We start from the raw sequence: 25,365 nt of genomic DNA, 5'->3' as shown, positions 1-25,365 counted from the left end.
TCCTGCTCTGCGTTCTGTCCCACAGGCATGACCAACCCGTTTCGTGTTGTTGTTATTGGAGGCGGCCCCGCTGGACTGGCCGCCGCGGAGGTTCTTTCTGCCGCAGGCTGCGTCGTGCAGGTTGTGGAGTCTATGCCAAGCCTTGGCCGCAAATTGCTGATGGCCGGGCGGGGCGGGCTGAACATCACCCATTCCGAATCCCCGGAAAAATTCCTGCCCCGTTATGCCGAGGCCGCGCCCTGGCTTGCGCCTTTTCTGCAGGCGTGGACTACGGAGCAGATCCGGCAGTGGATGGACGGGTTGGGGCAGGAAAGCTTTGTCGGCTCGTCTGGCCGCATTTTCCCCCGCGCGATGAAGGCGTCTCCCCTGCTGCGCGCCTGGCTGGCCCGGCTGCGTGAGCAGGGCGTCACCCTGCACACCCGCACCCGCTGGACGGGGTGGGATGCTGCGGGGCATCTGACGTTCTCACAGCCTCATACCAATGTTCAGCCGCTGTCCGGGACGGCAGTGCCGGGGCCGCAGACGCCGCACGGCATGGCCTCGTCTGCCACTCTGGGCCGCATGGAAAAGTCGGGGACATCGCCTCAGGCTGGTCCCCTACAAGAACCAGATGTCCCGCTATTTTCTCAACCCGATGCGGTCATTCTGGCGCTCGGCGGAGCAAGCTGGCCGCGTCTGGGGAGTGACGGTGGGTGGGCTTTGCTGCTGGAACAACGCGACGTTGCTGTCTCAGCTCTGCGGCCTGCTAACTGTGGGTTTCAGGTCGCGTGGTCAGAGGCTGTGAGGGAACGGTTTGCCGGAACGCCCCTCAAGCCGGTGGCTCTGACTTTTGGAAGCCGCACCGTGCGTGGGGAACTTGTGGTGACGGCTTCCGGGTTGGAAGGCGGCGCACTTTACGCTCTGTCTGCGCCCTTGCGGGAGCATCTGGCTCAGCATGGCACGGCGGACCTTTTGTGTGACCTGCGGCCCGATCTCTCTGTAGAAGACCTGACAAAGCGGCTGGCTGCGGTGCGTCCGCGAGAGAGCCTGTCCAACAAACTGCGCAAGGCCCTCCGTCTGCCGCCTGTTGCTGTGGCCTTGTTGCGGGAGGCTGGCTCTGTGCCGACCTCCACACCTGCTCTGGCGGCTCGATTAAAGGCGTTGCCGGTACGGCTGACAGCGCCGGAGCCGCTGGCCCGCGCCATTTCCACAGCCGGTGGGATCGAACAAAGCGCCTGTGATGAGCGGCTGATGCTGCGCGCGCTGCCTAGCGTTTTTGTGGCCGGAGAAATGCTGAACTGGGAGGCCCCAACCGGCGGCTATCTGCTGCACGCATGCCTTGCAACCGGACGCGGTGCGGCAGAAGGGGCGCTTGCATGGTTGCGGGACACCCATCCGGAGCGGTATCGGATGCCCCTATGAGCAGCAACATGATCGTGATGGGTGATGTGCCGGGGGGTGGCCCGGCACGCATGGACCTTGCCGAACTTCTGGCCACCCGGCTTCTGGTGCAGGGTAATTCCGGGTCCGGGAAATCGCACCTGCTGCGGCGTCTGCTGGAGCAGTCCGCTCGCATGGTGCAGCAGGCGATTATCGACCCGGAAGGTGACTTTGTCAGTCTGGCGGAAAAATTCGGTCATCTGGTAATTGATGGCGCGGAATGTTCAGACATGGCGCTTCATGCCGCCGGGGAGCGGATGCGCATGCACCGTGCCTCTGTGGTGCTCAATCTGGAAGGTCTGGATGCCGACCAGCAGATGAAATGGGCCGCAGCCTTTCTGGGCGGCATGTTCGAGGCCCCGAGAGAATACTGGTATCCCGTGCTGGTTGTGGTGGATGAGGCTCAGTTGTTTGCTCCAGCTGCTGCCGGTGAGGTCTCGGATGAAGCGCGTCGCGCCTCGCTGGGGGCCATGACCAATCTGATGTGCCGCGGCCGTAAACGTGGTCTGGCAGGTATTATCGCCACGCAGCGTCTGGCCAAGCTGGCCAAGAACGTGGCGGCGGAAGCCTCCAACTTCCTGATGGGCCGGACCTTTCTGGATATCGACATGGCCCGCGCGGCGGACCTGCTGGGCATGGAACGCCGGCAGGCCGAAGCCTTTCGAGATCTGGCGCGCGGCACCTTTGTCGCTCTTGGCCCGGCCATGTGCCGCAGGCCGACGCCTGTGCGGATTGGCACGGTGGAGACAGAAAGCCGCTCTGCCGGGCCGGTGCTGACACCGTTCGAGCCGCCCTCTGCCCCGGTGCATGATCTGATCCTGGCCCCGGTACCGGTTTCAGACTTTGTGGCCCGTCCCAGAAAAGCGCCTGCCACGCCGCAGCCCGATCTGCTGACCCAGCTGGCCGCCCACGGCGAAGCACAGGCCGCTGCTTCGCAGGAAGAACAGCAGCAGGAAGAACCGCCGGAAGATCAGGCCGAGCGTGAAGCCCGCATGAATGCCATCCTGCGCGATATGCTGACGGATGATGAAACCTCCTTCCGGGCTTCCGCCGTGCTGTATCAGGATTTTCTGGTGCGCTGCCGTATTGCCGGGCTGGGGCGTAATGCGCTGGACCTCAAGGCCTTTAATCGCGCTCTGGCCACGGCCCGGAGTGGCGTGAGTGAGGATATGTCGGCCTCGCCGGACTGGCAGCAGGCGGAGGGGCTGGCCAATGCCCTGCCGGAAGATCTGCAATCCGTTTTTCTGTTTCTGGCCCGCGCCGCCATTGGCCGCCTGCCGTGCCCGTCGGACGCGGAAATTGCGCGTGTGTACGGCACCGTCTCGCAAGGCCGCGCCCGCCGTCTGGTGGAATGGCTGGAAGACCAGAACATCATCGTTCTGCGGGCTGATGGCATGGGCCGGAGGGTCATTACGGTCATCGGGCCGGGGTGGGAGACGCTGCCCGGCGTCCCGCAGGGGTGAGAACCGTTAAAAAAGTGCAGGTTTGCGGGCATGACGGGCGCGGCGTGCAGTGCTATAGGCCGAAGCATGACGGATGACCCGCCCTTTAGCCCGGCTTTGCTCCCGGCTGGCTTTGTAGACCTCCTGACCCCCGATGCCCGGACCGAGGCAGAAGGGGTTGCGACACTTATGGGCGTATTCGCCTCGCACGGGTACGACCGTGTGCGGCCGCCGCTCATGGAGTTTGAAGACACATTGCTGGCAGGGTCCGGCGCGACTCTGGCAGACCAGAGCTTCCGCGTGATGGACCCGGATACTCGCAAGATGATGGTCCTGCGGCCTGACATCACCCCCCAGATTGCCCGTATGGCGGCGACTCGGCTTGGCGCTGCGGCGCGGCCTTTGCGCGTGTCCTATGCCGGGGCCTGTGTGGTGGTGATGCCTGCGGCGGCGGAAGAAAGCGGTCGGCAGATCATGCAGGCCGGGATTGAGCTGATCGGCCCGGATAGCCCGCAGGCGGATGCGGAAGTGATGTCCGTTGGTGCGGAAGCGCTGGCCCAGCTGGGTGTGCCGGAGGTCTCGTTTGACCTTACCATGCCGCCGCTGGTTCCTGCTCTGCTGGAAGAAGCCAATATTTCCGCCAGTGTCCGCCCTGTTCTGATGCGCGCGCTGGACCGCAAGGATGCGGCGGCTGTCGCGGAACTGGGTGGGACGCTGTCTGACACGTTGATCGCCCTGCTGCGCGCCGCTGGCCCTGCCGAACAGGCGCTTGAACAGCTTGCCCATATCAGCCTGCCGCCACGGGCCCGCGCCTTTAGTGAGCGTCTGGCGGCAACGGTTGCGGCCCTGCGTAAAGCCAACCCCGGCCTGCGGCTGACGGTTGATCCGGTCGAATTCCGGGGCTGGAAATATCATACCGGCGTGTGCGTGACGGTGTTTGCCGTGGGCCGTGCGGAAGAACTCGGGCGCGGTGGCCGTTATCTCTCCAGTGATAATGAACCAGCCTGCGGCCTGACCTTCCGGCCGGATGTGCTGTTCCGCACCATTCCGCCAGCGCAGGCCCGCCAGCGCATTTATCTTGCCCCCGATGCGGACGCACAGGTTGCGGCCCGTCTGCGGGCCGAAGGGCATGCCACGCTGGCCGCCCTGCCATCCGGCACCCCCCTCACAGGCCCGGAGCATGACCGGGCCGAGGCGCTGCGTTTGGGGTGCAGCCACATTCTTTCTGGTGCAACGTGCACAAAGCTTGACTAACCACGTGCGGCAGAGGGGCGGGTTGGCCTCTCGGCAGGGTTTTCAGGCAGATTTTCCAGGAGCAGACCGTTTATGTCCAACGTCACGGTGATCGGCGCCCAGTGGGGCGATGAAGGCAAAGGTAAAATTGTAGACTGGCTGGCCAGCCGGGCAGACATTGTTGTGCGCTTTCAGGGCGGCCACAATGCCGGGCACACGCTGGTTGTTGGCAATCAGGTTTACAAGCTTTCTCTGCTGCCCTCTGGCGTGGTGAGCGGCAAGCTGGGCATTATCGGCAACGGCGTGGTGGTCGACCCGCAGGCTTTGCTGGCGGAAATTGGCCGTATTCAGGAACAGGGTCTGAAAGTGACCCCGGACACCCTGAAAATTGCAGAAAACGCCCCGCTGATCCTGCCGGTGCACGGTGCGCTTGACCGCGCGCGTGAAGCTGCTCGTGGTGACCGCAAAATTGGCACCACAGGCCGCGGCATTGGCCCGGCGTATGAAGACAAGGTAGCCCGCCGCGCTATCCGTCTGTGTGATCTGGCCGAGCCGGAAACGCTGGACTGGAAGCTGGACGAGCTGCTGCTGCACCACAACACGCTGCTGGCCGGTCTGGGTGCTGACACGTTCAAAAAAGAAGACCTGATGGCCTTCCTGACGGACATTGCCCCCAAGGTTCTGCCGTTCATGGCCCCCACATGGGACATTCTGGACGACGCCCGTCGCGGTGGCCGCCGTATCCTGTTTGAAGGCGCTCAGGCCGTCATGCTGGATGTGGACCACGGGACGTATCCGTTCGTCACCAGCTCCAACACGGTTGCCGCTAATGCTGGCACGGGTGCTGGCATGGGTCCGAACGCTGCCGGGTTCGTGCTGGGCATTGCCAAAGCCTATTGCACCCGCGTGGGTGAAGGGCCGTTCCCGACCGAACTGTTTGACGATATTGGCCGCAAGATTGGTGAACGCGGGCATGAATTTGGTACCGTGACGGGTCGCCCGCGCCGCTGCGGCTGGTTTGACGCCATTCTGGTGCGTCACGCTGTGCGTGTTGGTGGCGTCAATGGTCTGGCGCTGACCAAGCTGGACGTGCTGGATGGTCTGGATGAAATCTGCGTCTGCGTAGGTTATGAACTGGACGGCAAAAAGACCGACCGGTTCCCGTCCTCTCCGGCGGCACAGGCGCGCATCAAGCCGATTTTTGAAACCATGGAAGGCTGGAAAGAAACCACGCACGGCGCACGCCGCTGGGCGGATCTTCCGGCACAGGCGATCAAATATGTGCGGCGGATTGAAGAGCTGGTTGGCGCACCCGTCACCCTGCTGTCCACCAGCCCGGACCGTGATGACACCATCCTGATGCGCGACCCGTTTGAAGACTGATTAAACATCCGTCTTTAGACGCTGTTCAGACCCGCCTTGGGGCCTTTTTAAAGGACCATAAGGCGGGTCTTTTTGTTTCTTCATTCAGTAGCCTGTTAGTTGGCCTGCATGCTTGCGCAACAAACATGTCTCCTCCTGCGTGACCATTTGGCAAAAATGGTCACGATCCCAAGAGGAACACAGATGAGATTTTTTGTGCTGCTGCGCTGAGCGGCGGGATTAGCGGCTCAGCGGATTCTGCTGCATGGCCGTGGCCGTGTCGCCTTCGGCAAACACGCCAAAAACACCGGCGGCAGGATACAGCGCACGAATACGCTCCTTCTGGGCCTTGTTTTCCAGCGTCGTGCAGATGCCTTCCAGCATACCCAGTTCAAGCAGCCCGCGTTCCGAGAAGGAGCGGGAGATCTGGCTCTGGAGGGTCTGAAGGCGCGTGCTCAGGGACAGGTGAAAGCTTCTGCAGGTTTGCGGCAGAAGAGTGCGAAAAATACTCATGCGAGCGTTTCCTGGAGGTGCATCCGGCACAATTGCCGGTCCAGCTCCTGAGCGCTCCATAATCCAGAATTCTGCCCTTTGCATAGAAGGATTTTGCAAGCCAGAAGAGCTTCCCGAACAAGGGTCGTAAAGTGTGTAACTTTTATGACACTGGTTGTTTTTTCTATGGCCTCCAGCTTATCCTGCGCCGCGAACCGCTATGGGATGCTCATGACACACAATGCAAGCGTTCTCGTTGTTGAGGATGACCCGGCACTCTCCCGGTTGATCTGCTATAATCTGGAAAAACAGGGCTACGATGTGCGCCTGGCCGGAGATGGCCATACGGCCCTTGACCAGATTAGCCGCCGTACGCCTGATCTGGTCCTGCTGGACTGGATGCTCCCCGGTATTTCCGGGCTGGAAGTCTGCCGGCAGTTAAGAGAACAGCCAAAAACCAAGTCCATACCCATCATTATGCTCAGTGCGCGCGGGCAGGAGACTGATAGCGTGCGGGGGCTGGAAATCGGTGCGGATGATTATCTGATCAAGCCCTTCGGCATGGAAACGCTCTTTGCGCGGGTCAAAGCCATGCTGCGTCGGCTGCCGCCGTCTGGCAATGTGCTGAAGTTTGACTCTCTCGTGCTGGACCGTGTGGCCCATAAGGTGGAACGCAACGGGCGGCTTCTGCCGCTGGGGCCGACGGAATACCGGCTGCTGGAATTCCTGATGACGCATCCCGGTCAGGTTTTCTCGCGCGAGGAACTGCTGGAACAGGCATGGGAGCGCAGCTCCTGTGTGGAACTCCGCACAGTAGATGTGCATATCAGACGGCTGCGGCAAACGCTGAACGCAGGGGATGAGAAAGACCTGATCAGAACCGTCCGCGCCCGGGGATATGCACTTGATATGCCACAGGACTGAGGCCGTTCTGGCGCAACGGAGTGCCTGATGATGCATGAGGCACTCGTTGCTGTTGCGGGCATCCTGGTGGGCAGCGGGCTGACAGCCAGCTTGCTGGCGGCCCGGCTGCGCCCCGAAAAAGTAGAGATTCCGAGCTACCATCAGGAAGAAAGTCCCGCTTCTTCCAGAACAGCTGTGCCGGAAGGGGTTGAACAGGTCATGGCCTGTCTGCCTGCCGCTACAATGGTGCTGGATGAGGAACGGCGGCTGCATTACGCCTCGCCGGAAGCGTATCGGATTTTTGAAGATAATCTGGGGAGCATCAAGCGCCATCCGGCTTTTCAGACAGCGCTGGACCGGCTGGTTGAAAAAAGTCTGGACACAGCTGTTTGTTCAGAAACGGCCCGCATTGTGCTGGATGTTCCGCATCACCGGGTGATTCAGGCCCGTTTTCAGCAGCATGTTCTTCCTGCCTCGCTATTTGCAGGAGCGCGAGGCGGGAGTGTCTCGTCGGATCGCTCGCAGCATGCGCTGGTTTTTGTCGCGCTGTGTGATGAAACGGAAGCAGACAATACCGAGCGCCAGCATACCGACTTTGTGGCCTATGCCAGCCACGAACTGCGCACGCCGCTTGCCGCGCTGATGGGGTTTGTGGAAACGCTGCAAGGCCCGGCGGCGGATGACCCGGAAGCCCAGCAGGAGTTTCTTGGCATCATGGCCGCGCAGGGCAAGCGGATGCAGCATTTGCTGGATGATCTGCTCTATCTGTCCCGTGTGCAGCGTGTGGAACATCAGCGCCCGCGTGGTTCGGTGGCGCTGAAGGATTTGTTTGCCCGTCTGAAGGCCGAGTCTCAGGCGCTGTTCCGCCTGAAAAAGGCAAAACTGACGATCCAGCCAGTGTCTGATCCTGCCTTATGCGTTGCGGCAGATACCAGTCAGCTTGTGCAGGTTCTGATCAATCTGATCGAAAATGCTTTCAAATACGGCACCCTGCCGGATGCGGCTGGTGCTCCGTCTGCCCTGCAGGTGACGGTGTCCTGCGCGCTTGCGCCGCCTGACCCGCGCTGGCCTGCCGTACCGGGCGTGGTGTTAAGTGTGGCAGATAATGGACCGGGGATTGCTGCGCGCCATCTGCCCCGGCTGACGGAGCATTTCTATCGTGTGCCCAAAACGGCGGCCACGGTGCAGGGGAGCGGGCTGGGGCTGGCCATTGTCCAGCATGTTGTTACCCGGCATGGGGGGCGTTTTGTGGTGGAGAGTACTGTGGGGAAGGGCACAACCTGCAAAATGTGGCTGCCATGTGTTGCCTCTGTGGGTGTCATAAAACCTTCATAAAACAGTCTTCAACATGTCATCCCCCGAAGGCAGTAAACCCGTTAAGGGTTGTCCCCGACGTGGCGAGTTGCGTCGTTATTTATGATGTCCAGGGATAAAACCGAAATGCGTCTTTCCTTCAGGCCTGCTCTGTGTCTGCTTGCTGCAACGTGCCTGACCGCGGCACTGCCAAGCGTCTCCCGGGCCGAAAGCGTCACGGGCGCAGGTTCCAGCTTTGCCGCCCCGATTTACGAAGCCTGGGGTGAGACAGCTAAAACCGCAGCAGGTGTTACGGTAAACTATCAGAGCGTTGGCTCCAGCGCCGGGCAGAATCAGGTTCTGGCAGGAACGGTTGATTTCGGGGCATCCGATGCGCCGATGGATGCAAAAAAGATTGAATCTGCCGGTCTTTTTCAGTTCCCGACCGTGATGGGCGGCATTGTGCCCGTCATTAATATTCCGGGCATGAAAGCGGACACGCTGCGCCTGAGCGGTGCTGTGCTGGCTGGTATTTATTCCGGTGAAATTACGGAATGGAATGACCCGAAAATTGCAGCTCTGAACCCGGGTGTGACCCTGCCGGACATGCCGGTGGCCCCGGTGCACCGTGCAGACGGTTCCGGCACCACTTTTGTATTCACATCTTATCTGGCTGGGTCTTCTGCTTCCTGGCACGATTCTCTGGGTGCCAGCACGTCCATCTCCTGGCCCGGTGGTCTGGGTGCTCGTGGCAACGATGGCGTGGCAGCAACCGTGCAGAACACGGAAGGCGCTATTGGCTACGTTGAATATGCCTATGCCAGCCGTAACCACCTGACGACTGTCAAACTGCACAACCGTGCGGGTGAAGATGTTGCTGCAAACCAGACGAGCTTTGCGCATGCCGCAGAAGCCGCCGACTGGCAGCATGCCTCTCACTTCGCGGTCAATCTGCTGGACACGCAGGGTAAGGGCGCATGGCCGATCGTTTCTGCGACGTACGTGCTGACCCCGGTTGCCCCGAAAAATGCTGCACGTGGGGAAGCCGTTCGCACGTTCTTCAGCTGGGCGTTTGAAAAGGGTGATGCCACGGCGCAGAAGCTGGACTATGTGGCTCTGCCGCAGTCTGTGAAGACCAGTATTCTGTCTGCATGGAAGAGCGCAAAATAAGAATCCTGATATTATATAAAAATTTTTCAGAAGTCTTTTTGAGAATTTTCTCTTAAAAAAGTCTTTTTATAGAGGAGGCGGGCTGAATCATTCAGCCCGCCTTTTTTGTCATAGAACTGTAACGAAAGCATCACGAAACCATCACGCACAAAAGACGTTCGGCGGGATATTCAGCGTTCATCTTCTCTCCTCTGGAATGGCAATGATGCGCTGTAAACCGGTTATTTCATCTCTGGCTTTTGCGTCTTTTCTGATGGGTGGCGCGGCACCTGTTGCAATGGCATCATCTTCTGACGACGCACAGATCCGGGCTCTCCGCCTTGAAATGGCGCAGATGCGCAAAGAGATGATGGGGCAGATCACCACGCTGAAAAGTCGGCTGGCCAAGACCGAAAATATTTCCCGCAGACAGGACCGGGTGAGCATCGCATCAGCTCATGGCGGTCGCGCCACCAGCCATCATGAGATCGCATCGGGTCCGGTTGATCCGAGCGTGCAGTTTAACGAACCGGCAGCATCCTCTACTCGCATCCATCTGGCTAATTCTGGCACGCCGACGTCTGACCGCGGCGACGTTATGTCCTGGAAATCTTTCCGTGCTGCCACGAAGAGTGATGAGAACGTGCATGTTGGCGGCATGATCGTCGGCTTCCCGAAAGGCCGCTTTACGGTAGCGTCTGAAGATGGGGCTTACGGCCTCTCTATCGGTCTGGCCTTCCATGAAGATTTCGGTGGGTTCTTCAATTCCGGGCCGCGTGCGGGTGAAGGGCGTGGGGCGTTCAACAGCTTTACCACCAACATGCGCCGTCTGCGTATTCCGTTTACCTTCCGCTATAAAAACTGGGTTGCGGCTGTCACGCCGGACTTCGGTGCCAACCATAACGACGGGTATGTTGGCCTGTATGAAGGCAACCTGAACTACACCGGTCTGCATAACACCATCCTGACGGTGGGTTACTTCCAGCCGCGTGTGACGGAAGAAGATTCCGAAAGCTCGAACGACTTCTTCACGCTCGAACGTCCGAGCATCACCGACATGGTGCGTAACATCGCCGCAGGTGATGCCCGCTTCAGTGTTGGTGGTCTGCATTATGAAAAACGCTGGTGGATTGCAGGTTATTTCACTGGTCAGGAATGGGGTCACCGCAACGCGTCTGACATGAGCAGCACCTATTACGGTGGCGGCAGCGGCACCACCATGGATAGCCAGACAGGTGCGACGCTGCGTGTTGCAGGCCGTCCCGTTGCCACAAAAGACTGGGATGTCCACATGGGGGCATCCGGTATTTCTGCGTTCCGTCTGGCGTGTAACTCTACGTCAGCGACGTCCTGCTCTCGCTCCACCTCTTTCGGTCAGCGTCCTGAGTTCGACATTGGGGAAGCCAACCTTGCCGCAACAGGTGGGATTAGCAACGCGGCACAGGTCTGGGCGGCTGGTCCGGAACTGGGTGTCCGCTGGAAGCGCCTGATTGTGAAAGGCGAATACTATCACGTTGGTGTTCAGCGCGATGCGCCGGGCCTGAAGTCTGCTGGCTTCCAGGGCTGGTATGGGTCCGCAGCCTATACGCTGTTCGGCAACCCGCGTCTGTATAACGAAAAAGAAGGGGCCTTTGGTGCGCCAGGTGTTCCGGAAGCCGAAGAATTTGATCCCGCTCGCAACCATTGGGGTGCGCTGGAAGTTGTCGGCCATTACAGTGTGATCGACCTCAATAGCCGCCTGAACGATGCAAACGCCAAGAACGTGATCCGTGGTGGTCAGCAGACGGTCTGGACGGGTGGTCTGAACTGGTATCCGAACCGTCACTTCCGCCTCATGCTCGATTACAGCCACTTCATTGTGTCTCGTAGCGAGCAGGCAACCAACATTTATGGCCGCACAGGTAACTCAGTTGCTGCTCGTATTCAGGCAGGCTTCTAAGCTGAGGTCTGATACCGTGCTGAGGGAGGCCTGACCGGGTCTCTTTTCGGGATGGTTTTCTTGATTCGATAATAAAAAACCCTTCCAGGTTTGCCTGAAAGGGGTTTTTACATGGTGCTGTGTTCCGGAGTGGCGCAGGTCAAAATAGGCTGGCTAATTAAGACGTTTTAGCCAACAGCCCCTGTAAACAGATGTTGAGAAGATCGCCGCGCCAGCGCCACAATGGTCAGGCCCGCTTCTTGTGCCAGACGCAAGGCGCGCGTGGTGGGGGCGGAAATGGCGACCAGTGTGGAAAAGCCTGCCAGAATGGCTTTTTGCACCATCTCGAACGAGCATCGGCTGGTAATCAGGCAAAATCCTTCTGCAAAGCAGACGTTTTGACGAAGCCCGGCACCAATCAATTTATCCAGCGCGTTATGGCGGCCCACATCTTCGCGTATCATGTGAATACTACCATCTGGCCCACACCACGCCGCACCATGCACCATATGCACCTGCGCATTCAGCGTTTGATGGTCGGCCAGAGTCTTCAGGGCCTGCCGGATGGCGGATAGCGGCACCGGTGGCATGACAGGCACAGCGGGAAGGGCGGTATGGAGGCTTTTCAGGTCTTCACTGCCACACACGCCACAGCCTGTCCGGCCCGTCATGGCGCGGCGGGACTGAAGGAGGCGGCGAAAGTCTTCTCCGGCAATATCAAGTGAGAGCGTGACGCCATCTTCCCCAATCTCAGTCCGCACACCGCGGATGGAGGCTGCGTTGGATACAAGGCGTTCCGTAATGGAAAACCCATAGGCGTAGTCTTCAAGGTCCTGAAGCGTTCCCATCATGACAGCATAAGGCACGCTGTTATAAACAAAGCTGATCGGGGTTTCCTCAGCAATGGCCAGAGTGGTCGCCTCGGTTCCCTCTTCCGTAAAACGCTCGACAGGCCAGCGGGTCATGACAAAATCAGACATGGCTCAGGCCTTCATGGACTAGTTTGCGGGCATAGACATACTCATCGGGTGTGTTGATGTTGAAAAACAGGTCGGGCGTGTGCGCAGGGAAGACAACATCCCGCACGCCTAAGGTCGCAGCAAAACAGCGGATGCGCAGTTTGTCTTTATGGTCGGGCTGCTTCAGCCAGTCTTCCAACGCAGGGCGGCACGCGGTGGGCCAGCTGGCAACCAGATGATGCTGCCGATTGTCCGACACCGCGACAGCGGGAGCGGGGAGCAGGAGTTGTGGCAGGTCCGCCGGGATAAAAGGGGTATCGCCGGGCACGGTTATCAGAACAGAGCAGTTCTGGCTTTCCGCCCAGCGCAAACCTTCCAGAATGCCAGCCAGAGGCCCCATGTCCGCCTGCGTATCGGGCAGAACTGGCAGGTTCCACGGCGCAAAGCGGGAGGCGTCACCATTGGCGCTGAGGGCAAGAGCAGCGCAATGGGGGCGGAGTGCCGCCAGCACGTAATCCAGCACCGTGTGTGTTTTGGAAAGGGGAAGAAGGGGTTTGTCACACCCGCCCATGCGGGAGCCGGTACCGCCCGCCAGAACAAGGGTGGCAATACGGGGGGAGGAAGGAAAGGCGCTCATGCAGCGGAGCATCGACCTCTGGCTCAGGTGTGGCAAGAGTTTTTGCACTGCTGGGCGCACGGGAAGATGTGGGTTTTTTATAAAAAAGTGGCCCGCCGAAGCGAGCCACCTGAATGCACAGCGTAAAGCGAACGTCTGCCGTTTTTAGCGGGGCAGGACGTTCTTGTAAGCGACCATGCACTGAACATAGGCATTGTTATACTGGGTCTGAATGCCGCCGTTCTGGCTGTTGGAATAGGCACCCCCACCCAGCGCGCCACCCAGAGCACCAGCGCCGGCACCAATGCCAGCCCCGGCGCCACCGCCAGCCGCAGCACCCAGACCAGCGCCCAGAGCGGTTGCAGCCAGACCGCCATAAAGAGCCTTACGGTTCTGGCTGCCCGCCTGCCCCTGCACAGCGGCCGTGGCCTGAGACCGGCAGAAATTCTGTTCCTGCTGGAAGGTGGCGTAGTCCTTGCCGGGGCCGGGAAGAACCATGGCGGTCGGGCCCATCGGTGTTTCTGCGCAGGCTGCCAGCAGAAGCGCCGGGAGAAGGATGAGAGACGCTTTTTTGAAGCTCATGACAAACACTCTTGTTAGAAATTGGACACGTGTTAAGCGCCCAATTCTGGCATTTTTTGGAACGGACGAAAATCTTTTAATTAACAGGCCGCATGGCGCAGGCCTTCGGCAGCTTTTATGGCTTCTTCTTTAAGAAATCATAAATCCTGTTCTTTGAGCTTATTCACACTAAGGGTCAGGTCATCCAGCGTGCAGGCCGCCTGCGCGGTGTTTGGGCAAAACCGGCTGTGGAGCAGCAGGGGCGCGCCTTGCCCGGCCTGACTGCTCATGGGCTGCACCTGCCGTAACTGCTCCAGAGACTGGTGGAACACACGGAAACGCACGTCTTTTTGCCCATGAGGCAACCGCCAGAGTTCAAAGGCCAGAGTGGTATCTGGTGCGGTGCGGTCAGGCTGGTCAGGGAAGGACCAGTCCAGCCCGAAGAGCGTGGCCAGCATGTCCAGCGTTGTGTCATGCCCGGCAAACAGGATCAGCCGGGCAGAGGCCGGAAGCGCAGAGCCGTCCGGGAGCGAGAGAGGGTGCTCTGCCAGAGCGGTAAGGAGCGTTTCAGCCAGAACATGCCCGCGAGGCACGGCCAGTGCGGGGAGGCGTCTTAGCCTGTCACTTTGCAGGGCATGGGCGGGCAGCACAGCGTCCAGAAGCTGGCGGGTTCTGGCGGCATCGTTGTCCGTCGCCATCTGTGAGCTGGCAAAAACCGTGGAGGGCAGGCCTTGCTCGTATTCCAGCAGGAGGTTTTCCGCCGTGGAGGCGCTCAGGTTAAGGCCGCCTGTCGCATGAGGCAGGCCTTTCTTCCAGGAAAGGACAGTTGGAGCAGAAAAGCATGGTCCTTTCCGCTTCTGGCATCCGTTAGGCGCAAACACGGCCTGCAAGGCAGAAGCCGCCTGCGCCTCGGGCCTGTCCGGGGGGATGTCCTGTTGGAACGCGCGGGTGAGGGGCGGCATGACGCGCTGTGGGTCAAGATGAGCCTGTCCGGCGGCCAGCGCATTGAACAACGGATCATGCTGGCCAGCAGGTAGACTCTGCGCGGTGCTGGTGCAGCCCTGCGTTAAGGCGTGGCTCAGAATGTCACCACTTTGGCGCGTGCGGGTATCCGCAGAATCAGCCCAGACAAAAACGGCCTTGGCGGAGGCGCAGGGGGCGGAAGCCTGCGGGAGAAGGGGCGCATACCAGCTTTGGAGAAACTGCCCCATGAGGGCCAGATTAGCCCGGCCATGATCCGTCAGCTCTCCCGGAGGCACGGGCCAGCCAGACCATGCGCGGCCAGTCTTTTTTTCCAGCGTGGCGAGTGGTTTGGTCGGGCTGCGAATGCCATGCCGGGAGATCAGCAGGACTTTTTCCAGAACAGCGCCGGAGGGAGCCGGGGCCGAAACTGGTCGGGCCGTCTCAGCACGAACACCTAAAGGTGCGGCGAGACCCGCAAAGCAGCTGGAGAAAAACAGACAGGGGAGAAAGCGGATACGAAACATGCGCCTGCATAACACAGGCGGTCTGCTTCGAGAGAATGCAGGCATGGCCCCGGCTCTTACGGGGGGACAAGCCTGCGGGATAGGTCAGGTCAGGCGGGTAACCAGCAGCTGGTTGATGCGGAAGCCTTCCACGTCCACCACTTCAAACCGGAAGCCTCCGGCATCCACGCGGTCGGCCTTGCGGGCCATGCGGCGCAGGCGGTGCATGACAAAGCCGCCAATGGTGTCAAACTGAGCGCTGTCGGGCAGTTCGATGATATGCAGTTCCCGCATCACGTCGCCAATCGGGGCTGCGCCGTCGATCAGCCAGGAATTTTCATCACGCCGGACAATGGCCTGTTCTTCAAACGGGTTGGCCAGACCGTCCATGAGCGCACCCATGATGTCCTTAAAGGTAATCAGCCCGACAACCAGCCCGTATTCATTCACAATCAGGGCAAAGCCCACGCCGTGGGTATCAAACTGTGCCAGCGTGTCCCACAGGTTGAGCGTTTCCGGCACGGAGAGCACATCCCGCCGCATGCGGAAAATCGGGTTGCCGCGCAGAGCAGGGCCTTCCGGGATACTGGCAGGGTCCACAACTGAGGCCAGAACGTCTTCCGCACGGATGGAGCCAATGACCTTGTCCAGTCCACCATCACACAACGGGTAACGAGAATAGGGTTTGGCCCGGACCTTCTCGTGGTTATTTTCCGCGTTGTCCTGCACGTCCAGATAGACAATCTCGTCACGCGGGGTCATGGCGGAGGTGACCGAGCGGTCCTGCAGACCCAGCACGTTCTGGATCATCTGGTGTTCCTGCTCCAGCAGCACGCCAGAGGCGGTGCCGGCGGCCAGAATGGCGCGCAGGTCTTCCGGCGTCACCGGTTCCACGGCGGAGGCTGCCGGGATTTTCATGGCGCGCAGAACAGCGTCAGACACCTTGGAGAAAATCCAGACAAACGGATACAGCACCCGCAGGGCCAGTTTGGGAAACCAGCCAATGGAGAGCGCGACTTTATCCGGCGCGTTCATGGCCACCCGTTTGGGCAGCAGGTCGGCAAACAGGACGAACAGGCCGGTGACCATGATGAAGCTGATGGCCGAGCCGGTCTTTTCCGCCAGTCCGTCCGGCAGGCCCCAGTAGCGCAGCAGGTCCCCGCAGGGCGGGGAGAGCATTTCCGAGCTGACAATACCGCCCAGAATCCCCACCCCGTTCAGGCAGATCTGGAGAACAGTAATGACCTGACCGCTATTGCGCCGCAGGGCCAGAAAGGCCTGTGCGCGTTTATCACCCGCTTCTGCCCGGGAACGCAGCCGCACATCACGGGCGGCGGCAAAGGAAATCTCGGAGAGAGAAATCAGGATGCTGACAGCAATCAGCAGAAAGAGGGCGAGAAAACCGGTAAGGAAAAGAATCAAGACACGCTCGGAGTTCAATAAGAAATAGCTTATTGGACAAGGTTATATCTGCTGCCTTTTTAAAATCCTAATTTATTTTCTCAAACTTGGCCGAGCAGCCCGAGCTTGCCCGCGGCTTTGTGAACAGCGATTTCTCAAAAATGGCGTAGTGGGATGATCTCCGGCGCAAGAGGAGCGTTGAGAGGTGTGAAGGAGACTGGCCATGTTCCGAGCCTTGCTGATCGAAAAAAATGCCGATGGAGACCAGGTCGTCCATGAGCATTCTCTGGCGGAAGACCAGCTGCCGGAAGGCGATGTGATGGTGCGGGTCGAATGGTCCAGCCTGAATTACAAGGATGCGCTGGCGATAACCGGCAAGGGGCCGATTGTCCGCTCCTACCCGATGGTGCCGGGCATTGATTTTGCCGGAACGATTGAAGCGTCTTCTCACCCCGGTCTGTTTGTTGGCCAGCATGTGGTGCTGAACGGCTGGGGCGCGGGGGAAAGCCATTGGGGCGGTCTGGCTGAGCGGGCGCGTGTGCCGGGTGACTGGCTGATTCCTCTGCCGTCTGCGTTCAGTGCGCGTCAGGCCATGGCGTTGGGGACGGCAGGGTATACCGCCATGCTGTGCGTGCGCGCCCTGATCCGGGAAGGTGTTACGCCCAAAAGCGGGCCGATTGTGGTGACGGGTGCTTCCGGCGGCGTGGGAAGTGTTGCGCTGATGCTGCTGAGCCGCCTGGGCTATCAGGTGACAGCGATTACCGGCCACCCGGAAGAAGAGCCCGCTTTGCGGGAACTGGGGGCCGCGGACATTCTGCCGCGACAGGCTTTACTGCGCCTGACCCGCCCTCTGGAAAAAGCCCAATGGGCCGGGGCTGTGGATGTTGCCGGGGGCGCGGTGCTGGCGGCCCTGTGCGCATCCATGCAGTATCATGGGGTGGTGACGGCCTGCGGTCTTGCCGCGGGGATGGACTTCCCGGCAACCGTTGCGCCGTTCATTCTGCGGGGCGTCACGCTGGTCGGGATTGATAGCGTCCATTGCCCGAAAGAGGAGCGCCTTGCAGCATGGCAGCAACTTGCGCAGTTAATTGAGCCGGAAAAACTGAATGGTATTATTACGGAAATTTCGCTTTCCGATGTCAAAAAGGCAGCCTCTGATCTTCTGGATGGAGAAATCCGGGGCCGTATTCTGGTCCGGCTGGCAGGCTCCCGGTAAGACTGTTAACTCCTTTTCCCCGCAGCGTTCTGCTGCTGCGGTTGGGGGCCTTGATAAGGGTGCAGTTCTTTGCAAGGCTGGAAAATATTGACCATAGCCATGGGGGGATGGTGGTGAGCGGTAGGCGAGCGTCATGCGAATAATGATCGGTAGTTTTTCAGGGAAGCTTCTTTATTATTGGTTCTGGATTGAGTATGCTGATAAATTATAAAATAAATATTGTTAATAATTAATTATAAGGTAAAATAAAATGTCTAAAAATACAAAAATATCAATTTTATTTATTTTTTTCAATGTGGTTCTTATTTTTTGTATTTCTTTTCTTGATGGGTACACAGGATCTCAATATTCTACATTGGAAAATCGTATTTTGTTACTTGGTGTAATTTTTGGTAATATAATATACTTTAAAAAACTATCTTCTCAATAATAAAAATAGATCTACATTGTTTCTTTAGAGGGGCAAAGTGCGTAGCGCGCTTATGCTTTGAAAATCACAACGAGATATGATTAAGAGAATATAAGTGTATAACTATAAAATAAATCAAAATTCCAAAATGAGAATATAAAAACTGGAAAAGTAACACAGCTTTTCCAGTTTTTCAAAACGACAGTAACTTGAAAAATCAGGCTTCCAGACCACCATCCACAGGCAGAGCAGCGCCTGTGATGTAGCCAGCTTTTGGGCTGGCGAGGAAGGACACCATGTTGGCAATGTCGTGCACCGTGCCGTATTTGCCCGTTGCCACATAGCTGCTGATCAGTTTGGCAACATCCCCGGTAGCGGGGTTCATGTCTGTATCAATGGGGCCGGGTTCCACCACGTTGACGGTAATGCCTTTGGGGCCGAGGTCCCGGGCAACCCCTTGTGCAAAACCACGCAGAGCAGCCTTGGTGGCAGCATAGAGCGAAATACCGGGGAAGGGCGCACGGGCACCAAATGCGGAGCCGATGAAAATCAGGCGGCCGCCTTCCTTCATGTGCTTTACGGCTTCCATGGTTTCCACCATCACGGCGCGCACATTCAGGTTCAGCACATGTTCAATCTGGGCAACGCTCATTTCGCTAATGGGCCCGTAGGGATAGGTGCCAGCGTTGCAGACCAGTGTATCAATGCGGCCAAATTCTTTAACCGTTGCGGCAACGCCAGCCTGATTGCCTTCAACTGTCGTGCCATCAGCCTGAATGCTCAGGGCTTTGCGGCCCAGTGCCCGCACTTTGGCGGCAGCGGCTTCTGCTGCGTCTGCATTGCGGGCGTAAGTCAGAGCAATATCAAAGCCGTCTTTAGCCAGTGTTTTCGCAATGGCTGCACCAATGCCGCGGCTGCCGCCAGTTACCAGTGCTACGCGTTGTGTCATGCTCAGAAAATCCTGTTTGAAAAAACGATAAGGAAAGACTCAGGCCTGTGGCAGCCCGAGCATCAGGGCAATATTCTGCAAGGCGGCCCCGGATGCGCCTTTGCCAAGGTTATCCAGCCGCGCTGTCAGCACAGCCTGTCGGGAATGCGGGTTGCCATGCACGCGCAGTTCCATGGTGTCACGGCCTGCCAGCGCTTCCGCAGACAGTTTGGGTTCTGCAGACAGCACATGCACACGGTCCTGCCCGGCATAGCGGCCCGCCAGTGCGGTATGCAGGTCATCCCCCGTCACGCCGCCATTCAGATCATCCAGATGCAGCGGGATGGAGACAATCATACCCTGTGCGAAGTGCCCGACGGAGGGCACAAAAACCGGGCGGCGTGTCAGGCCGGCATGCAAATGGATTTCCGGCACATGCTTATGTTCCAGCCCAAGCCCATAGAGTTCAAAGGCCGGACCACCATCGCGCGTATGGGCTTCAATCATGGCACGGCCCCCGCCGGAATACCCGCTGACAGCATTGATGCAAACAGGATAATGCGGCTCCATAATACCCGCATCAATCAGCGGACGCAGCAGGGCAATGGCCCCAGTGGGGTAGCAGCCGGGGTTTGAAACGCGGGGCGCACCCTGAATGGCCTCGCTCTGGGCCGGAGAGAGTTCCGGAAAACCATAGACCCAGCCGGGTGCTGTGCGGAACGCCGTGCTGGCGTCCAGAATGCGCGGGGCGTTCTGGCCGAGCGTTTCCGCTATGGTGACAGCCTCGCGCGCAGCATCATCCGGCAGGCACAGTACAACCAGATCCGCCTCTGCCATAGCGTCCTTACGGGCCGCCGGGTCCTTGCGGCGGGCCGGGTCAACCGAATGAATGCGCACGGGCAGGGCAGACAGGCGGTCCCGAATACCCAGACCGGTGGTTCCGGCTTCCCCATCGATGAAAATAACGGGCTGCTGTGTCATGCCTTCATACTCCACCCGATAACGGGAGGCTCCCTGTCTTCGCCCGGCACCCGGTTCTGTGCGCGTGGGCTGTTCGGTCTCTCTGCTTCCGCATATACGGGGTAAGTCCCTTGTGGCGGAAGGGGGATGCGCGAAAAACACCGTGCTGGTGCAGGGCTGACATGCGGGGAAGCTGCACAGAGCATAGCTCTGTGGCCCGACGGATGGAAAACACAAAGGATTGAAAGGGAACACGGGATCTTATGGTTGCAAAAAACACAGCCTCTTCGGCACCCACACAGCCCGAAACGGGCGACCAGACGGATGCAGCCCGTGAACTGACGCGCCTTGTGACGCTGATGGCCCGCCTGCGTGACCCCGAGCATGGCTGCCCGTGGGACAGGGAGCAGACGCACGAGACCATTGCGCCTTACGCCATTGAAGAAGCTTATGAGGTTCTGGACGCCATCCAGAAGCAGGACTGGCAGGCCTTCCCGGATGAGCTGGGCGATTTGCTGTTGCAGGTGGTCTATCAGGCCCGTCTGGCGGAAGAGGAAGGGCATTTCGATTTTGCGACCGTCGCCCGCCTGATTACGGAAAAAATGATCCGCCGCCATCCGCATGTCACGTTCGGGCCGGAGGTGCTGGGCACGCAGGCGGATGCTGTTGCACCCCCTTCCGGGCCGACGACCTCTGCTGCCATGCCGGGGCAGTGGGAGCAGTTGAAAGAGAAAGAGCGGCAGAAGCTGAGCGCACCGGGCCAGAAGTCCAGTGCGCTGGCGGGCATTCCGCCAGCATTGCCGGCGCTGCTTCGGGCCTCAAAAATTGCGTCTCGTGCGGCCCGTGTAGGGTTCGACTGGCCGGATGTGCAGGGCGTTGTGGCCAAAGTGCATGAGGAAATGGAAGAATTTGCCGTGGAAATGCAGGCAAATGACCGAGCCAAAATGCAGGATGAACTGGGAGACGTGTTTTTCTCGCTTGCCAGTCTGGCTCGGCGGCTGGATCTGGACCCGGAAGCCTGTTTGCGGCAGGCGTGTGACAAGTTCACCCGGCGCTTTCAGGCGGTCGAAGCCTGTCTGGCGGAAGAGGGCCGCTCCATGCAGGATGAGCCTGTTGCGTATCTGGATGAGGTCTGGAACCGCGTGAAAAAGCGTGATGGCTAACCGCAGTCCCTAAAACACAAAAAAACCGGCCCCCTCTGTTGAAGGAACCGGTTTCCTGATCGACTAAGTCAGAAAATCTGATCAGTCTTTGGCAGGTTCTGCCGTGCTGTCGGTTTCAACACCGCCAGCCAGATAGTCCATCAGCCTGCGGGAAAAGGCGTTAACATCCTTGGGGGCTTCACCATTCTGGATGCTGGCGACGTCCAGCAGAATGTGAGCCAGCGCATCGACCGGCTTCCCGGCTTTCACGAGGGCCGCCAGATGGTGGACAATCGGATGGGCCGGGTTGAGTTCCAGCACCGGTGTCACAGACGGCAGGCTCTGACCGCTCCGCTGCATCAGTTTCTGCAGTTGCAGATCAGGGCCACCTTCCGGCGCCGTGAGCACCATGGCGCTGTTGACCAGACGGTCTGTGGCGCGGATATCGGAGACTGTGTCACCCAGTGCGGTTTTCAGCGCGGGCACCAGCGTGTCCATATCGGCTTTTTCAGCATCGCTTTCTGCCGGAGCACCGAATTTTTCAAGGTCCGTCTGGCCCTGAGCGACATTGCGCAGCGCTTTGCCTTCATACGTGCCCAGACGTTCCGGCCAGAAGGAATCCACCGCGTCAGACAGCAGCAGCACTTCCACACCACGAGCCTTGAAGCCCTCAATCTGCGGAGAGGCCGCCAGTGTTTCTGCGTTGTCGCCCGTCAGGTAGTAAATGGCATCCTGTTCGGGCTTCATGCGGCTGATGTAAGCGTCCAGAGACGTCAGGCCGTCTACAGCGCTGGAGCGGAACCGGCTGAGGGCCGCTACTTCCGTGCGGTGTGCCGGATCATCCCACATGCCTTCCTTCAGCACGGGGCCGAAGTTTTCCCAGAAGGTTGCGTAGGCTTCTTCATCCTTGGCGCGGGTTTTTAGTTCACCCATCACCTTGCCGGTCACGGCCTTGCGGATACGGGCCAGAACCGGGGTGGCCTGAAGCATTTCACGCGAGACGTTGAGCGGCAGATCTTCCGTATCCACCACACCCTGCACAAAGCGCAGCCATGTTGGCAGAATATCAGCTTCATCCGTGATGAACATGCGGCGGACATGCAGGCGAAGCCGGCTTTCCCGCGTTTGCTCGGCAAACTCAAACGGACGGCTGCCGGGAATGAACAGCAGGGCAGAGAATTCAATCGTGCCTTCTGCGCGCCAGTGCAGCGTGTCCCACGGCGTATCAAAATTGTGGGTGAGGTGACGATAAAACTCGTTCAGCTGATCTTCGGTAATTTCGCTGCGCGGCTTGCGCCACAGGGCCGTGCCCTCGTTAGCGGCTTCTTCCTTGCCATCTTTGATGATGGTGACGGGCCAGGCAATATGGTCGGACCATTTGCGGATAATGGCTTCCAGACGCCAGCTATCAAGGAACTCGTCTGCGTCTTCCTTGATGTGCAGCGTGATGTCCGTCCCGGCTTTTTCACGCGTGGCGGGTTCCAGCGTGTAGGAGCCCTTGCCGTCAGACGTCCAGCGCCATGCGTCATCCGAGCCTGCGCGACGGGAGACGACATCAACCTTATCCGCCACCATGAACGCGGCATAAAAGCCCACGCCAAACTGGCCGATCAGGTTCGGGCGGTCTTCCGGTTTTGCATCTTCAAGCTTCTGGCCAAAGGCACGGGTGCCGGATTTGGCAATGGTGCCCAGATTGGAGACCAGTTCTTCCTTGCTCATGCCCGCGCCATCGTCACTGATGGTCAGCAGACGGGCATCTTTTTCCGGGTTGATGCGGATTTTTGCATCTTCCGGCAGGGCGCGGGCGCCATCGGTCAGCGCCTCAAAGCGACGGCGGTCCGTGGCGTCGGCTGCGTTGGCCACCAGCTCGCGCAGAAAAATTTCCCGCTCGGAGTAGAGCGAATGCACAACAAGATCGAGCAGCCGCCCGACTTCTGCGCTGAATTCCCGTGTTTCGCTGCCCTGTGTGGGCGTGGTGCCCGTGGCTGTTTCAGTCATCTCTTTCCCCGCATTCATGCGTGACATTGCATCATGAGCGCAGCAGCGTTTGCCCTCAGGCCAAATGCCGCCACCTCCTGCATCCCTTAAGAAATGAGATGAACGGGAGAATTTTTCAATATCTCCCGGAGCAGAACGTTATCGGTTTTGCAGCGTTTCAGCCTTGCACTGTCCGGTGCGGAAGAAGGACCATTCCTCACAACTGTTACCGTCCGGCATGTGACAGACGCCATACTGGCTGCCAGAAGACCCGGTGCGGATTTCCAGTTTGCCACCCGCATCCACGCAATGGACGGAGGCCGGGTTGGCCATGCCAATCAATTTGCTCCGCTGTGGGGAGGTTGCTGAGGGCGTTTCTGTGGTGCCTGCTGGCGTGCTGTTTTGCGGGGTAAGGCCGTGGGGACGCGCCGTGCCGGTCGGGGCAGGCTGACATGCGGCCAGACCCAGCAGAGCAAGGCCCAGTGCTGCCACGCCAGCGGTTTTCTCATGAAAAGGCATGTGAGCTGTGAAAAATGGTCCGCGCATAAGCCTGTCGTCTCCTGCAAGAGAGTGTTGGATCAAGCTATCATTGGGCAAAGCTACAAGTGAGGCAATATGATACATTGCCCGCCAAACCCAGAAGGGAAGGACACGCTGATGACGGGATGGACACGATTACGGGCCACCGGGGAACGCCTCTTCCGGCGGCTGTTCGGCCTTAAGCCGCGTGATACCCGTCAACCCCTGGCGGTGTTTACGATGGTCTATAATGAACATCGCATGTTGCCTGTGTGGGCGAATTATTATCGCAGGCAGGCCGGAGCCGGGAATCTTTTTGTGCTGGACCACGGGAGTGACAGCCTGCCTGACCTGCCCGGATGTCAGATTGTTCCGATCCGTCGGGATGAACTGGACGAAGTTGACCGCTGTGCGCAGATTGAAGCGTTCCAGAAGAAACTGCTTGAATCGTATCACTACGTTCTTTTCACGGATTGTGATGAATTTCTGGTTGCTGACCCTGCGCGCTATTCGTCGCTGCGCGCCTATGTTGCGCACGCTCAGCATACAGCCATCCGCTGCGTGGGGGTGGATGTGATCGACTGCGCGCCGGACCTGCCTCCTGTGCAATGGGACAAGCCGGTGCTGGCTCAGCGGCCTTACGGTGCGGTGCGGAGCTGGTCGTGTAAGACATTGCTTGCCTCTGTGCCGCTCACGTGGACGGCGGGGTTCCATGAGTGCGAAGAACCCGCCACGCTGGACACGGCCTTATGGATGTTCCACCTGAAATATGCTGATCAGACTCACCTTCTCCAGCGCCTTGGTGTGACCCGTAATTTGCAATGGAGTGCCCGTGCCCGCAGTTTGAATCATGGTGTTTCTCATCGGGTGCCGGACCGGAGCATGGTCAATTTCCTGAGAAAATTTCAGGCAACACGCTCAGAAACCTCTCTGGCGGATCTTGATCTGGCCAGTCTTGTGGAATCTGGAGGGGAAAGCAATCTGCACAGAATCCCGGATCGTTTTCTGAAAGCGTTTTAAAAAACGTCTTTCTGGAAAGGGTAGGGGTTACGGGCTGTCCAGTGTGCGCAGAGTGGCAATCATGCTCTCTGTAAGCTGAGAAATGGCGTGTTTGAGAATGGAAAAATCACGGTTTTTCTCGCGTGTTTTTTCATCCATATACAGGCTGCGACGCATTTCGATCTGCAGGGCATGGAGCCCTTCACGCGGGCGGCCATAATGCTGCGTGATGTAACCGCCAGCATAGGGCGTGTTGCGGGATGTTTTAAAACCCATATCCTGCAGGATCTCTTCTGCTTTGTCGGCCAGAGCGGAGGCGCAGCTGGCACCGTGGACGTCACCCAGAACAAAATCCGGATTTCCGGCCTCTGGCGCGTCTGGCATGGAATGCAGGTCCAGCAGCAGGGCCGTTCCGTGCTGCGCGTGCGTCCGGCGGAGGGCGGTCGCCAGAGCAGCGTGATACGGCATCCAGTAATCCCGGATTCGGAGTGCGGCTTCCATAAAGGGCATGCGTGTCCGATAAATCTGCCGGTTATCCGCAACAATGCGTGGCACAGACCCCAGTCCGGCAAGCCCCCGATGTGTGGCGCGCACAAAAGCTGGAATCGGTGTGTTGAACATGCGCGGGTCCAGATCCCACGCTGCGCGATTCACGTCACAGAAAACGCGAGGGAAGGTCGCGTGGACAAGCATTGGCCCCAGGGTGTGCGCATCGGTGGCCAGTTCTTCCACATAGCTGTCTTCCCCACTGCGCAGAATGGCCAGTGACTGGCGGCTCGCCTGCACAAAGGCTTCCGGGTAAAAGCGCCCGGAATGCGGGGAGGCCAGCACCACGGGGGTTGCAGGCTGGCCTGATACCAGCACAGGAGCGGGAGCCTGCACGCGGTCTGCTCCCTCTGGAACGTTGGCTGGCATGCCCGGCAAAACACGGGCCAGACCCCGGTGAATCAGGCTATGCGTAATATTTTTCATCTGACCATCATTGAGGGCTTGCACTTTGA

The 25,365-nt window shown here is 59.0% G+C and carries 22 protein-coding genes; 11 read left to right on the top strand and 11 right to left on the bottom strand.

The window, feature by feature from the left end:
* Nucleotides 1–27 precede the first annotated feature (27 nt).
* The 4 genes from ACHQGU_RS13180 to ACHQGU_RS13165 all read left to right on the top strand — a co-directional run bounded on the left by ACHQGU_RS13180 (nucleotide 28) and on the right by ACHQGU_RS13165 (nucleotide 5,477).
* On the top strand, nucleotides 28–1,401 hold the full coding sequence (locus ACHQGU_RS13180; protein ID WP_395495320.1) for a TIGR03862 family flavoprotein: 1,374 nt from the start codon (nucleotides 28–30) through the stop codon (nucleotides 1,399–1,401).
* The gene (locus ACHQGU_RS13175; protein ID WP_052403863.1) at nucleotides 1,398–2,882 is read left to right on the top strand and encodes an ATP-binding protein; all 1,485 of its coding nucleotides are present in this window, start codon (nucleotides 1,398–1,400) and stop codon (nucleotides 2,880–2,882) included. The genes ACHQGU_RS13180 and ACHQGU_RS13175 overlap by 4 nt, the downstream gene beginning before the upstream one ends.
* Nucleotides 2,883–2,912: 30 nt before the next feature.
* A complete protein-coding gene (locus ACHQGU_RS13170) occupies nucleotides 2,913–4,115 on the top strand; it encodes an ATP phosphoribosyltransferase regulatory subunit (RefSeq protein WP_395495319.1) in 1,203 nt (400 codons plus the stop codon).
* A 72-nt stretch (nucleotides 4,116–4,187) separates the two neighbouring features.
* Complete coding sequence (locus ACHQGU_RS13165; protein WP_062142048.1) at nucleotides 4,188–5,477, top strand: adenylosuccinate synthase; 1,290 nt, start codon at nucleotides 4,188–4,190, stop codon at nucleotides 5,475–5,477.
* A gap of 219 nt (nucleotides 5,478–5,696) precedes the next feature.
* Here the strand turns inward: ACHQGU_RS13165 and ACHQGU_RS13160 are convergent, their stop codons facing one another.
* The gene (locus ACHQGU_RS13160; protein ID WP_156470087.1) at nucleotides 5,697–5,969 is read right to left on the bottom strand and encodes a hypothetical protein; all 273 of its coding nucleotides are present in this window, start codon (nucleotides 5,967–5,969) and stop codon (nucleotides 5,697–5,699) included.
* Between the two features lie 210 nt (nucleotides 5,970–6,179).
* On the opposite strand from ACHQGU_RS13160, the gene phoB reads away from it, so the two are divergent.
* The 4 genes from phoB to ACHQGU_RS13140 all read left to right on the top strand — a co-directional run bounded on the left by phoB (nucleotide 6,180) and on the right by ACHQGU_RS13140 (nucleotide 11,232).
* Nucleotides 6,180–6,872, top strand: coding sequence for a phosphate regulon transcriptional regulator PhoB (gene phoB / locus ACHQGU_RS13155; RefSeq protein WP_062142072.1), 693 nt, complete (start codon nucleotides 6,180–6,182; stop codon nucleotides 6,870–6,872).
* A gap of 27 nt (nucleotides 6,873–6,899) precedes the next feature.
* Nucleotides 6,900–8,186 carry a sensor histidine kinase gene (locus ACHQGU_RS13150; RefSeq protein WP_395495318.1) on the top strand — a complete coding sequence of 429 codons (1,287 nt, stop codon included), beginning with the start codon at nucleotides 6,900–6,902 and terminating at the stop codon, nucleotides 8,184–8,186.
* A gap of 105 nt (nucleotides 8,187–8,291) precedes the next feature.
* Nucleotides 8,292–9,314 carry a phosphate ABC transporter substrate-binding protein PstS gene (gene pstS / locus ACHQGU_RS13145; protein ID WP_156482769.1) on the top strand — a complete coding sequence of 341 codons (1,023 nt, stop codon included), beginning with the start codon at nucleotides 8,292–8,294 and terminating at the stop codon, nucleotides 9,312–9,314.
* Nucleotides 9,315–9,510: 196 nt separating this feature from the next.
* Complete coding sequence (locus ACHQGU_RS13140; protein ID WP_395495317.1) at nucleotides 9,511–11,232, top strand: OprO/OprP family phosphate-selective porin; 1,722 nt, start codon at nucleotides 9,511–9,513, stop codon at nucleotides 11,230–11,232.
* Nucleotides 11,233–11,399: 167 nt separating this feature from the next.
* On the opposite strand, the gene fdhD is transcribed toward ACHQGU_RS13140, so the two are convergent.
* The 5 genes from fdhD to ACHQGU_RS13115 all read right to left on the bottom strand — a co-directional run bounded on the left by fdhD (nucleotide 11,400) and on the right by ACHQGU_RS13115 (nucleotide 16,235).
* Entirely contained in the window at nucleotides 11,400–12,191 is a 792-nt protein-coding gene (gene fdhD, locus ACHQGU_RS13135) for a formate dehydrogenase accessory sulfurtransferase FdhD (protein WP_395495316.1), read from the bottom strand.
* A complete protein-coding gene (locus ACHQGU_RS13130; RefSeq protein ID WP_395495315.1) occupies nucleotides 12,184–12,807 on the bottom strand; it encodes a molybdenum cofactor guanylyltransferase in 624 nt (207 codons plus the stop codon). Before ACHQGU_RS13130 ends, fdhD begins: the two co-directional genes overlap by 8 nt.
* A gap of 144 nt (nucleotides 12,808–12,951) precedes the next feature.
* Nucleotides 12,952–13,368: a glycine zipper family protein gene (locus ACHQGU_RS13125; protein ID WP_215754254.1), complete on the bottom strand. Its 417-nt coding sequence runs from the start codon at nucleotides 13,366–13,368 to the stop codon at nucleotides 12,952–12,954.
* A gap of 137 nt (nucleotides 13,369–13,505) precedes the next feature.
* On the bottom strand, nucleotides 13,506–14,834 hold the full coding sequence (locus ACHQGU_RS13120; RefSeq protein WP_395495314.1) for a histidine-type phosphatase: 1,329 nt from the start codon (nucleotides 14,832–14,834) through the stop codon (nucleotides 13,506–13,508).
* An 84-nt stretch (nucleotides 14,835–14,918) separates the two neighbouring features.
* Entirely contained in the window at nucleotides 14,919–16,235 is a 1,317-nt protein-coding gene (locus ACHQGU_RS13115; RefSeq protein WP_062142055.1) for a hemolysin family protein, read from the bottom strand.
* 202 nt (nucleotides 16,236–16,437) lie between these two features.
* Between ACHQGU_RS13115 and ACHQGU_RS13110 the strand changes: the two genes are divergently transcribed.
* Nucleotides 16,438–17,430: an MDR family oxidoreductase gene (locus ACHQGU_RS13110; protein WP_395495313.1), complete on the top strand. Its 993-nt coding sequence runs from the start codon at nucleotides 16,438–16,440 to the stop codon at nucleotides 17,428–17,430.
* 626 nt (nucleotides 17,431–18,056) lie between these two features.
* On the opposite strand, the gene ACHQGU_RS13105 is transcribed toward ACHQGU_RS13110, so the two are convergent.
* Together ACHQGU_RS13105 and argC are read right to left on the bottom strand one after the other, a co-directional pair.
* A complete protein-coding gene (locus ACHQGU_RS13105) occupies nucleotides 18,057–18,788 on the bottom strand; it encodes an SDR family NAD(P)-dependent oxidoreductase (protein WP_395495312.1) in 732 nt (243 codons plus the stop codon).
* A 39-nt stretch (nucleotides 18,789–18,827) separates the two neighbouring features.
* A complete protein-coding gene (gene argC, locus ACHQGU_RS13100) occupies nucleotides 18,828–19,748 on the bottom strand; it encodes an N-acetyl-gamma-glutamyl-phosphate reductase (protein WP_395495311.1) in 921 nt (306 codons plus the stop codon).
* A 242-nt stretch (nucleotides 19,749–19,990) separates the two neighbouring features.
* Between argC and mazG the strand changes: the two genes are divergently transcribed.
* Entirely contained in the window at nucleotides 19,991–20,890 is a 900-nt protein-coding gene (mazG, locus tag ACHQGU_RS13095) for a nucleoside triphosphate pyrophosphohydrolase (protein WP_395495310.1), read from the top strand.
* A gap of 81 nt (nucleotides 20,891–20,971) precedes the next feature.
* On the opposite strand, the gene htpG is transcribed toward mazG, so the two are convergent.
* Both htpG and ACHQGU_RS13085 read right to left on the bottom strand, forming a co-directional pair.
* Nucleotides 20,972–22,867, bottom strand: coding sequence for a molecular chaperone HtpG (gene htpG / locus ACHQGU_RS13090; RefSeq protein WP_395495309.1), 1,896 nt, complete (start codon nucleotides 22,865–22,867; stop codon nucleotides 20,972–20,974).
* 138 nt (nucleotides 22,868–23,005) lie between these two features.
* Complete coding sequence (locus ACHQGU_RS13085; RefSeq protein ID WP_395495308.1) at nucleotides 23,006–23,392, bottom strand: DUF333 domain-containing protein; 387 nt, start codon at nucleotides 23,390–23,392, stop codon at nucleotides 23,006–23,008.
* Nucleotides 23,393–23,503: 111 nt separating this feature from the next.
* Between ACHQGU_RS13085 and ACHQGU_RS13080 the strand changes: the two genes are divergently transcribed.
* Nucleotides 23,504–24,385, top strand: a complete 882-nt coding sequence (locus ACHQGU_RS13080; protein ID WP_395495307.1) for a glycosyltransferase family 2 protein — start codon at nucleotides 23,504–23,506, stop codon at nucleotides 24,383–24,385.
* Nucleotides 24,386–24,412: 27 nt separating this feature from the next.
* Here the strand turns inward: ACHQGU_RS13080 and ACHQGU_RS13075 are convergent, their stop codons facing one another.
* Nucleotides 24,413–25,336: an N-formylglutamate amidohydrolase gene (locus tag ACHQGU_RS13075; protein WP_279185022.1), complete on the bottom strand. Its 924-nt coding sequence runs from the start codon at nucleotides 25,334–25,336 to the stop codon at nucleotides 24,413–24,415.
* Between the last annotated feature and the right edge of the window lie 29 nt (nucleotides 25,337–25,365).

The organism is Acetobacter sp. KSO5 (assembly GCF_044094635.1).
In the GTDB taxonomy this organism is placed as follows: domain Bacteria; phylum Pseudomonadota; class Alphaproteobacteria; order Acetobacterales; family Acetobacteraceae; genus Acetobacter; species Acetobacter cerevisiae.
This window is presented reverse-complemented; position numbering and strand designations above follow the sequence as displayed.